The organism is Streptomyces sp. M2CJ-2 (assembly GCF_016757295.1).
In the GTDB taxonomy this organism is placed as follows: domain Bacteria; phylum Actinomycetota; class Actinomycetes; order Streptomycetales; family Streptomycetaceae; genus Streptomyces.
Window position 1 is genome coordinate 1 of the sequence record NZ_JAESIF010000123.1, and the last position, 10,317, is coordinate 10,317.

7 protein-coding genes and 1 pseudogene are annotated in these 10,317 nt (G+C 68.1%); 5 read left to right on the plus strand and 3 right to left on the minus strand.

Translation table 11 applies throughout. The annotated features are described in order from the left end of the window. From JL475_RS36825 to JL475_RS36835, 3 genes and pseudogenes are all read left to right on the plus strand, one after another. Positions 1-375, plus strand: a pseudogene (locus JL475_RS36825) (hypothetical protein); the annotation flags it as partial. A 663-nt stretch (positions 376-1,038) separates the two neighbouring features. Continuing rightward, the gene (locus JL475_RS36830; RefSeq protein WP_202282549.1) at positions 1,039-4,251 is read left to right on the plus strand and encodes an RHS repeat-associated core domain-containing protein; all 3,213 of its coding nucleotides are present in this window, start codon (positions 1,039-1,041) and stop codon (positions 4,249-4,251) included. A 69-nt stretch (positions 4,252-4,320) separates the two neighbouring features. Further along, the gene (locus tag JL475_RS36835; RefSeq protein WP_202282544.1) at positions 4,321-4,860 is read left to right on the plus strand and encodes a hypothetical protein; all 540 of its coding nucleotides are present in this window, start codon (positions 4,321-4,323) and stop codon (positions 4,858-4,860) included. 480 nt (positions 4,861-5,340) lie between these two features. On the opposite strand, the gene JL475_RS36840 is transcribed toward JL475_RS36835, so the two are convergent. Genes JL475_RS36840 through JL475_RS36850 form a run of 3 tightly spaced genes read right to left on the minus strand, consistent with a single transcriptional unit; the run spans position 5,341 to position 8,722 of the window. After that, entirely contained in the window at positions 5,341-6,381 is a 1,041-nt protein-coding gene (locus JL475_RS36840; RefSeq protein ID WP_202282545.1) for a hypothetical protein, read from the minus strand. Continuing rightward, complete coding sequence (locus tag JL475_RS36845; RefSeq protein WP_202282546.1) at positions 6,381-7,157, minus strand: AAA family ATPase; 777 nt, start codon at positions 7,155-7,157, stop codon at positions 6,381-6,383. The genes JL475_RS36840 and JL475_RS36845 overlap by 1 nt, the downstream gene beginning before the upstream one ends. Continuing rightward, complete coding sequence (locus tag JL475_RS36850; protein ID WP_307825308.1) at positions 7,157-8,722, minus strand: transposase family protein; 1,566 nt, start codon at positions 8,720-8,722, stop codon at positions 7,157-7,159. The genes JL475_RS36845 and JL475_RS36850 overlap by 1 nt, the downstream gene beginning before the upstream one ends. Positions 8,723-9,260: 538 nt before the next feature. Between JL475_RS36850 and JL475_RS36855 the strand changes: the two genes are divergently transcribed. Beyond that, positions 9,261-9,923, plus strand: coding sequence for a DUF998 domain-containing protein (locus JL475_RS36855; protein ID WP_202282547.1), 663 nt, complete (start codon positions 9,261-9,263; stop codon positions 9,921-9,923). 66 nt (positions 9,924-9,989) lie between these two features. Beyond that, positions 9,990-10,202: a DUF4287 domain-containing protein gene (locus JL475_RS36860; protein WP_202282548.1), complete on the plus strand. Its 213-nt coding sequence runs from the start codon at positions 9,990-9,992 to the stop codon at positions 10,200-10,202. Positions 10,203-10,317: the final 115 nt, after the last annotated feature.

Below are 10,317 nucleotides of genomic sequence, written 5' to 3' on the forward strand. Positions count from 1 at the left end.
ACCAGTACGAGTACGAGATCGCTGACTCACACCAGCCCCGATGACCTGCGGGTTCGAAGTTGGAGGAAGCTCAATAATCTCGAGCTCGCCCTGGTCCTTGCCGGGGTGCCGAACTTCCTGGCCCAGACCGGCGGTGACCTGTACGCGATCATCATCAACGTGGCCGTCAATGCCTGGATGGCCGGCCACATCCACGGCGAGGACGGCTGCACCGGATGCGACGGCAGGCGCGGCCCGGCCGGACACGACTGGGAGGCCCGGATGCGCACCATCACCGAGATGCAGCCGAACGTCACCAAGTGGTTCGACCGCGGCGTGACCGCCGCCGTCAACGACACCGGCTTCACCACCGGCTTCACCGTCACCCGCCGCTGACCTACCGCTCAGGTCTCGCCGAAGCCGCGGGCAAAGTTGGCGGTAGTGGATTACGGCGAAGTGCCTTCGGGTGTGGCAGGAATCAGTCATTCCGGCCCTACGCTCAGAATCACACGAGTCTTCCACTTCACGATGGCCACAGGACTTGCCTGCTGATCAGTGTGCTCAGAGGGCTACTCAGGCATCGTTCCGGCTGCCGTTGCTCTCGCGCCAAGATCGATCTCACGTCTTGATCGGGTATCGGCGTGTCTGCCTATGGTGGCCGCCGCTCCGCCGGGTCCAGGACAGCGGTATATGCCAGTGACTGAGGGGATCACAAAATGCCGAGTACGTTCCTGGGCGGACGCCGACGCGAGCGGTCTCCAGCAAGCGCGGGAGTACGGCCAGGGTAGCCACCACGTATCTCCATCGCCACATGCATGTGAGGGTTCCCTCCTGGCCTGTCTGCTCCCTGTGCTCCGCTGCCCAACAGCGAAAGGGATGACTGTGTCGTTACGAGCCATCAGCACGTCCCGCAGACGTACCCGGAACCGGGCGAGACGTGCCACCGTGGCGGCGGCGATCGCCGTAGCCCTCACTGCCAGTGCCGTGCCGGCCCTTGCCGCCGATTCCGTCCCCGACAAGCCCGGCACCGTGTGGGGCAAGAGCGACAAGAAGGCGAAGATGCCGGCCGTGAAGGTCGGCAAGACCAAGGCGCCCGCCGCCCAGCGCGAGAAGGTCTCGGATGAGGTCGCACGCTGGCGGGCTGCCCAGGAGACCCGGACCGAGGCCACCGGAGGAGCCCAGCGCAGGGCCCTGCAGGCGGATGCTCTCGCCTCCTACGTCCCCACAGGACAGGGAGCGGTGCCGTGGCACCAGATCTCCGACGTCCGCGTCACCGACTCCCTCGTAGCGCGGATCAACTACTCCACCGGCAACCTCATGCTCGCGGACACCGCACTGCAGCTGGCCGGTGTCGGCAAGCAGCTCCAGCTCACCCATACCTACAACTCACTCGACGCGCCGTGGGGCAAGGTGTCGCAGCGCTGGTGGACCAGCTACGAGCGGTACCTGCAGATCCTCGGCGACGAGGGCACGGTGGTGCTGTACGACGCCACCGGCGGATCGGTCACCTTCACCGAGAAGTCCGACGGCACCTACGCGACCCCCAAGGGCTACCGGCTGGACCTGAAGAAGACCTCCGACGGCGAGTACACGGTCACCGACCGCGGCTCGGGCGTGAAGGACACCTACAGCCCCTACGGCACGCTGGTGAAGGTGACCGACCGCAACGGCGGCCACATCCTCATCGACCAGCACGACGAGGGCGACGAGCACAAGGGCTTCAAACTCACCGATTCCCGCTCGGGCCGGTTCATCGACCTGGTCAAGACGGACGCCTCGCAGTGGCAGGCGAAGGACAACACGGGCCGCACCGTCGTCTACGACCTCAACCCCTCCGGTGACCTGGCCAAGATCACTGACAGCGAGGGCAAGGCCACCGCGTTCGGCTATGACTCCGATCGCCGTCTGACGAAGATCACCACCCCGGAGGGCCGGGTGACGGTCTTCACCTACGACGCGGACAATCGCGTGACGTCGATGAAGCGCGCCACCGCCTTCGACGGCTCCGGCGAGACCGGCCCCACCTACACCTACGCCTACACCACCGGCGAAGGCCAGGCGGGGACCACGACGGTCACCAACCCCGCCGGGCACGCCACCAAGTACGAGCACCGGGCCGACGGGGAGATCACCAAGGTCACCGACGCCCTGGGCAAGACACGGGAACGCACCTACGACGCCAACCTGAACCTGGAGACCGCGATCGACGCCATGGGCGTCGGCGGCACCCCGGGCAACGTCACCGCCTACGGCTGGGACGCCCGCTCCAACCTGTCCTCCCTCAAGCTGCCCACCGGAGCCACCGCATCGCTGACCGGCTACCAGACCATCGCCGGCGCGGACGTCCCAGGCAAGCTCACCAGCGCGGACGGCGTCGAGGTCACCTACAGCTACGACGCCGCGGGCAACCCCACGAAGGAGACGGTCGCCGGCACCGACGGCGGCACCCGCACCTTCACCTACAACCCCGCCGCCCCCACCTGCGGCGGCTTCCAGGGACAGCGCTGCACGGTCGAGGACGCGCGCGGCAAGGTCACCAAGTTCTCCTACGACGCCACGGGCAACCTCACCAAGGTCACCCCACCCAACCCGCAGGGCGCCACCACCTACACCTACGACGACGCCGGCCGGGTGAAGACCACCACCGACGGACGCGGCACCACCGTCACCTTCACCTACGACCACCGCGACCGCATCACCAAGGCCAACGGCCCCACCGGGTGGGCCGAATACGCCTGGGACGGCGACGGCAACCTCAAGCAGCGCTCCGACGCCACCGGCATCACCAAGTACGCCTTCGACCCGCTGTCGAGGGAGACCGTGCGGACGTTGCAGGACGGCTCGCAGACCGTCCTGGAGTACACGGCCGAGGGCAACGTCGAGTCCTACACCGACCCGGCCGGCACCGTGAGCTACGCCTACGACGAGGTCAACCGCCTCACCTCACTCACCGCCCCGGACGGCAAGAAGACCGCCTACGAGTACAACGCGAACGACGCCCGCACCAAGACCACCCTGCCCGGCGGAACCGTGGAGACCGTCACACGGGACAAGTCGAACCGCGCCACCCGGATCACGGCGACCTCCGGCCTGGAAGGCACCCTGATCGACATCGCCTACTCGTACGCCTACACCAGCGGCGGCGTCACGAAGGACGGCGCCCAGGTCCGCACCCGCACCGACCACGTGGACGACCTGAAGCGGACCTACACCTACGACTCCGCCGGACGCCTGCGCCACGCGCAGGAGACCAGCACCTCCACGGGCGACGTCAACAACAGCTGGCTGTACTGCTACGACAAGGCCGGCAACCTCACCTCCCAGAACGGCAACCTTCCCGCCCTGCGCGCCGCCGCAGTCGGCGACGCGTGCCCGGGAGGCACCACCTACACCTACGACGACGCCTCACAGATCACCGGCGTCAACGGCGACACGACCGGCTGGTCCCACGACAAGGCCGGCAACGAAACCGCAGCCCGGCCCCTGCCGGATGCGGCCCGTACCAGCGCGTGGAACGACTTCTCGCAGATGACCTCCCTCACCACCGGAGGCAGCGAGTACGCAGCCCGGTACGCCTCCACCGACCAGTCCGAGCGCACCCAGTTCGGCGACACCCTGTTCCACAACGGACCGGTCGGCCTCTCCGCCCAGACCAAGGCCGGAGTCGACACCAACTTCACGCGCGAACCGAACGGAACCCTCAACTCCTTCCGCACCGGTGGCAAGACGTACTACTACCTCGCCGACAAACTCGGCACGGTCGAAGCCGTCATCAACGACAGCGGCGAGAAGATCAACTGGTACTACTACAGCCCGAACGGCATCACCGATGCGACAGAGCAGGTTCCGCAGCCCTACCGGTTCACGGGTGGCTACCAGGACCCCACCGGGCTCTACCACAATAAGGCCCGCTACCTTGACCCGAACATCGGCCGCTTCACCCAGCCCGACCCGGCTGGTTTGGAAGCCAACCCGTACCTCTACGCCTCCGGCGACCCCACCAACATCATCGACCCCACCGGACTGTGGGGGTGGGGAGAGGTGCTGGGAGGGGTTCTCGGCACAGCAATCGGGATCACGGCAACCGTCGTAACCGGAAACCCCTACATCGGTTTCGGCCTTGGCGGCTGCGTCGGCGCGATGACTTCCGACTCGTACAACGGGAAACGCGGTGGAGACCTCCTCAAGTCATGTGCTGGAGGCGCCGCGTTCGGCGCCATCGGTGGCGGCGGAGCCGGATCGATCCTCAGCCGAGTCGGCAGAGGACTCTAAGAAATAGCCTTGCAGGGTGCCCCTCAGGGGGCACCCTGCCTCTCGAGACGATCCGATGAGGATGAGGGAATGTACGAAGCCGGGTCTCGGATACCGCGTGGGGTGGTGCGCCATGCGCTACGCACACGGCTGGCCGTATTCGTCATACTGTGGTTGGGTCTGCCCCTGCTTGCAGCGATCTTTGTGTATGGCACCGGCGCCACCACCGCGTTAATCATCTACGCACTGGTGATCGCGGCGTGGTGGACCGTGTACTACAGCGGGCGATCATGGAAGGACCGCGACCGGGTAGGGGCGCTGCTGGAAGAACAAGAGTCCCCAGTCGTGGTGTTCCCGGCCCGTCACCCCCACAGCCCGGCGGCATGGCGGGGCGTGCGTGGTTGTTTCGTCGTTCTCACCGATCGACGCGTCCTGGTGGTCGCGTACAACAAGCTCCTCGATACGCCGATCCGTGTCCTGTGGGTGGCCGACCGGAGCATGAGTTCGGTCGACCGGCGTGCGGACGGACGGCTCCTCACCGTTGCCAGCCGGGGCGCAGAGATGGCGCTCGATGTAGGGCACCGTCACAGGGAGGCGACCAGGCTTTTTGTCTCAGCCCTTGGTGCATGAGGTACAGATATTTATCTGAACCGCTCCGGATTCGATAGGGACTCGATCGGGTGGCGTCCCGCCACGTGGTGTAGCCGATCAAGGCGTCGGAATCCGCAGCTCATCGCCACATCCGCGCCGTTCGAGGCCGCGCATGGTGCTGACGGCAGGTCAACCGCTGTGCGACTCGGGAGCCATGTCCCACGGGGTGGCCGACGCGTGGCTTACCGGAACGCGTCGATGATGATCTGTAAGTTTTTGTCGGTGGTGGTTCGGCATGGTGATGTCAGTGCGGTTGGTATCGGGTTTCTGCTGTTCAGCGTGGTGTGGTGGGGGTTTCGGGTGGTGACACGGATGCCGATCTGGGGCTGACGTTTTTGGTGATGGTGCAGGTCAGTTGGTTGCCGGTCGGTATGGCGCGGGGTGTGTTGTCGCTGTTCAGGGCCGTGGTGGCAGGGGTTGGGTGCCGGCAGTGGGGGGCGGGGCGGCCGGTGTCGCCTTCTACGGTGTGGGCTTCAGGTGGTAGCGGATTCCTGTTGCGGTGAGGGCGAGTTGTTCGCCGCCTTGGACGGTGATGAGCGGGAAGAGCGGGCTGTCCGGGGCACGGTCCTTGAGCTGTCCGTGGATGCCGGCTGCGTGTATGAGGGGGCGCGTCCAGGCGGGGAGGGGGTAGACCTGGCATCGGCGGTGGGCTGTGCTGTCGTGGACTTTGACGGCGGTCGCCGTTTCGTTGATGTCGATACCGCGGATGAGTGCGAGTCGGCTGATGTCTGCCCCGGTGACCGCGTGGATGGTCAGGGCTGTGGCGTGCAGCGGGTGCGCCACCGTGGTCAGCCGGGCAGCGAGTACGTCTGCTGGTGTGCGGTCATGTCCTCGCGCGGGCGGTGTGCCGCTCGTCGTGGGGGCGAGCACGGGTGCGCCCTGGCACCGGGCGCGTTTTGGACGGTCTGTCGCTATGCCGTCCGAGGGTGCCGGGGAGGTGATCCACTGCCCGTCGTCCTGGCAAGGGGCTGGTTCGGTGGGCCGCTGCTGTCCGGCGCTTCGCGTGCCCGTCGGCGGGTGTCCCGTATGCCTCAAAGCGATACGGGCCTGGGGGAGGGCGTCGACGAGGCGGTACGGGGTCTCTTCGAGGAGCGTTTTCAGAGCGGGGGTGACCGGCCGGTGCCAGAGGAGGGTGAGGCGGATACCGCATCGCTCTCGCAGGGTCAGCAGTTGTTTCTGGCGGGCGGTGGTGAGGCGGTCGGTGCGGCAGACGATGAGATGGTCGATGCGGTGGGTGAGTATCCAGGTGGCGACGGCGTCCCAGGCGGGGCGCTGGGAGTCGGCCCATGTTCCGTACGTTTCTCCGCCCGTGGGGAGGCGTTTGCCCAGGGCGTAGAGCAGGTCGTGGGCGAGGGCCGCGGGTGCTCCGTTGGCGGGGCTGGGGTCGATGGTCAGACGTTCCAGGTCCGGGTTGTGTGCGCTATGCGCGGCGGCCGTCCATGCGGGGTGGTCGTCTTTGTCGATGAGGACGGTGACGGCTGGGAGGCCGCCAGCGGTCACTACATGCCGCCGATCTTGCTGTAGACCCAGCGCACGAGGTCTTCGTCGACCTGTCTGAGGTTCAGTTTCTTCATCCCGGCGAGGACGTGGGTGGTGATGTTGGCCCAATTGCGGAAGCTGCCGTGGGCGGCCTGCTTGTCGATCGCGTCGATCAACGCGGTGTCCACGTCCGCCCAGACGGGGTGGAAGGCGGGGATCGTGGCCCGTACCTCGTCCTTGGACATCCGGGTGAACTCCTGCCAGATGAAGATCCTGGACGCCAGCATCGGCTCGCGGCGCAGCACCTTGTAGCAGCCGTCGCCCCCGGCGAAGATCACCGCGATGTTGGTGCGCTTGTCGTCCCACAGGTGGCGCCAGAACTCAAACCCGGTCTTCTTCATCCACTGCGCCTCGTCGCAGACCAGGACCCGGAACTCCTCGGCGAGTGCCTCCTTGAGGAGGGTGTCGAACTCGATCGGGCGGGCCGGCGGCTCACCGGGCAGCCCCAGCGCCTGGAAGAGACCATGGCGGATGTCGCGCGGGGTCGGTCCGGCCCGCAGTTCCAGGCGGTGGGTGATGTCCGGGGCGAGGTGGCGCAGCGCGGAGTTCACCGACATCGTCTTGCCCGATCCGGCCGGCCCGTAGACGCACATCATGGCCTTCGCCTCGATGACGGCCTCGATGTTGTCCCGGGTGGTCAGCAGTGTGTCGGTGCCCACCAGCTGCGCCTGCTCCAGGCCCAGGAAGTGGTCTTCGCTCTCGTTGGGCAGCAGCCCGTAATCCAGATCAGCGATCATCAGCTCTTGTCCTCATCAGGAGTAGGTGTGCGCGGGGGCCTGGGGCGGGCCCACGTCTTGGGCGCGGGGCCGTGCGGAACGAGATCGGGACGGGCCAGCGCACGGCGGTCCGTCTGCGCCGCCGCGCTCAGCTCCTCTTCGACCTGCGCAGAGGTCGAAGAGGAAAGGGGCCTGGGCGGGGCGGCGGTGGTGGAGGCTTCGAAGCGCCGGCGGCGCAGCTTCTCCGCGGCCTTCAGATCGGCCTTGAGCCGGCGGGCGGCCGCGGTCCGTGCCGCCTGGACGGCGCGGATCTGTTCCCGGCTCGCGGCGGCGGCCAGGAACGCCGACCCGAGGTGGCGGCCGGTCGCCGCATCGAAGACTTCGATGGTGTCGTCGTGGTGGGGCAGGTGCCGGACCGACACCTTGGTGCCGGTCCGGCCGTTCATCCACGGGGCGAGGTAGTCGCGGCGGCGCCACCGCACCCCGCTGGTGCTGATCGTGTACGTACGACCGTCGTCCTCCAGGGCGAACGTCGCCAGCTGCCCCGCGGACACATCCGTGAGCGGCGTCGCGTCGGCCTGCCACGCCTGGAGGGGGGTTTTCCCGTTCAGCGCGGACGGCTGGTGGCGGGTGTTCCACCAGCCCGCCCAGTCCAGCAGCAGTCCCACGAACGCCTCATACGTCAGGGGCGGGGCGTCGGGGTCGGCGAGATGGCCGCCGTTAAGTTTCTGGCGGCCGGTGTAGCGGGGGAGCGAGGCGAGGAACATCTCCTCCACCGCGTCGTTCAGCGCCTCGATCGTGCCCTTCAAGTGCGGCGTGTAGGCGGGCAGGTCGGTCACGGGGACGGCGAGCGCGCCCATCGCCGCGGTGACCGCCTGGCACAGGAACTCCTTGCCGCGGTCCACCCGGATCTGACCGGGCAGCCCGCCCACCGGCCCGAACGGGGCACTGCGGGTGACCGCGATCCGCAGCGAGGCCAGCACCGCGTCCCGACTCGGCGCGTGCGCGGTGACCGCCACCCCAGCGATCGCTTTGGTGGCGCAGTCGATGAACCAGGTCACCCACGGCGTGGCCAGCTCACCCTCCACGTCGACCTCGACGGGCACGTGCTTGTGGTCGCCCTCCCACACCGCGTTGCGGTGCGTGGCCGGACGCTGCCCGAACACGTCATGCGCACGCCGGGCGGCTTCCCCGCTCTTGAGGCCGGCCCGCTCACCGCGGGTCAGGTCCCGGCGGATCGCCCGATGCAGCGTGGAGAGCGACGGCACCGCGGGCGCGCCTGGATCCTCGGCCGCCCGCTGCACCAGTTCGGCGTGGACTCGGGAGGCGTTACCGCCCCACAGCGCCAGCAGCCTCCGGACTTCCGTGGTGACCGTGAAGCGCGAGGCCTCCACCCGGGCGAGGCGGTGATCCGTGCGTGCTGCGGCCAGCCACCGCCACACGGTCCGCTCCGACTTCCCCAACGCCTGGGCGACCAGCCGTACGTGTGCGGATGTCAGCTCACCGCGCCCGTCGAGGTCCAGCAGCCGGGGCATCGCCGCCGCCCGTCCCAACCGGGGCGGGAACACGACGGCTGGACCGCCCACACGATCCTGGTCACGGCTTCTCGGCATGGCGGCCCCCGTCCCACAAGCACCGGACGGCACGGTTTGTCGTCCTGGTCCCAGGTATCCCAGCCCCTCGTCACCCAACTGAACGGAATCGGCATACGACTGACAGCAACCATCGCCATTCGATACAGCCGCGCCCGCGCACGGGTTGGCGATCTGCTGGACGGCCCCGCGCTCACCCGCCTGGAGGACCAGACGTTCGCCACGTTCCTGCGACGCCGACTGCGGGGCGACAATTCACTGTTCTGACGGGAGCACCCATCGAGCGGGCGGATTCTGGTGACGGTGACGGGTTGGAGCACCGAGCCCCCCGGCACGCGACCGATCCGCGCGCTCGCGGAAGCCGAACGCGCCGCACTCGGTGCTGCGGCGCCGATCGAACCCGGAACGGTCCAAGCCGACAGATCGCACGTTCCTCGGCCGTTCGTGATGCAGGTCACACGATCTTGTGCGATGACTTCGCCGTCCGGCCTCGGTCGTATAAGCGGCACCAACGAGACGAGGAAGGCCCGCCATGACCCACACGCTCACCACGCCCCGCACCACTCCGGCCGCACCTGCGCGGCCGGCGGCCCGGCGCGCCCTGGCCGGTGGCATGGCGGCGGGCCCGCTGTTTATGGCTGCCGGGCTCGCCCAGGGGTTTGGCCGGGAGGGTTTCGACTTCACCCAAAACGCGCTCAGCCAGCTCGCCCTCGGTGAGGCGGGGTGGGTCCAGACGGTGAGCTTCGTGCTCACCGGCACCCTGCTGATCGTCGGCGCGGCCGGGCTCCGGCGGGCGCTGTGCGGTGACCCGGGCTCAGCGTGGGGACCGGTCCTGGTCGGGGTGTTCGGCGCCTCGTTCTGGGCGGCCGCCGTGTTCCCCGCGGACGCGGGGGCCGGCTTCCCGGCCGGGGCTCCCGACGTCACCGTGCTGAGTGCCCATGGCACGGTGCACATGGCGGCTGGGATGATCGGCTATCTCGCCCTGTGCGGCGCCTTCCTGCTGATGGCCCGGCCTCTCGCGGCCCGAGGCCACCGCGGCTGGGCCATCGCCTCGCGCTGCGTGCCGGTGGCGGTTCTCGCCGGGTTCGCCGCCTCAGCCGTGACCGTTCTGGCTTTCACCGCCGGTGCCGGGCTCGGCCTGCTCTGGCTGGCCGCGGTGACGGCCCGGCTGGCCACCGGCCCCTCGGACCACTAGCCGCTCACTGTCCCGACGGCCATCATCCACCTATTCAAGATCGTTCAACAGGAAACGGGGTACCCCATGACCGACGCAGTGAAGGGCCCGGCCAGCTACTTCCCCTCCATCGAGAAGAAATACGGCCGCCCGATCGCCGAGTGGAAGACGCTCATCCGGTCTTCCCCGCTGACCAAGCACATGGAGCTCGTCTCCTGGCTCAAGACCGAACACAAATTGGGCCACGGCCACGCCAATGCCCTGGTCGCCCACACCCTGGCCGAGGACAACGGGAAGTAACACGGCAGCCCCGGCCCCCGACCACCGCACCGCCTGCAAGACCCGACTTCATCAGTAGGTAGGCACACGTGGTCGGCGGATTCGCGGGCTGGCCTGCGAGAATGGCATGAGGAGC

What these genes read in the sequence shown, in the direction of transcription:
- JL475_RS36830 (WP_202282549.1), top strand. Translation starts at nt 1,039, where the DNA reads ATGCCGGCCGTGAAGGTCGGCAAGACCAAGGCGCCCGCCGCCCAGCGC.
- JL475_RS36835 (WP_202282544.1), top strand. Translation starts at nt 4,321, where the DNA reads ATGTACGAAGCCGGGTCTCGGATACCGCGTGGGGTGGTGCGCCATGCG.
- JL475_RS36845 (WP_202282546.1), bottom strand. Translation starts at nt 7,157, where the DNA reads ATGATCGCTGATCTGGATTACGGGCTGCTGCCCAACGAGAGCGAAGAC.
- JL475_RS36855 (WP_202282547.1), top strand. Translation starts at nt 9,261, where the DNA reads ATGACCCACACGCTCACCACGCCCCGCACCACTCCGGCCGCACCTGCG.
- JL475_RS36860 (WP_202282548.1), top strand. Translation starts at nt 9,990, where the DNA reads ATGACCGACGCAGTGAAGGGCCCGGCCAGCTACTTCCCCTCCATCGAG.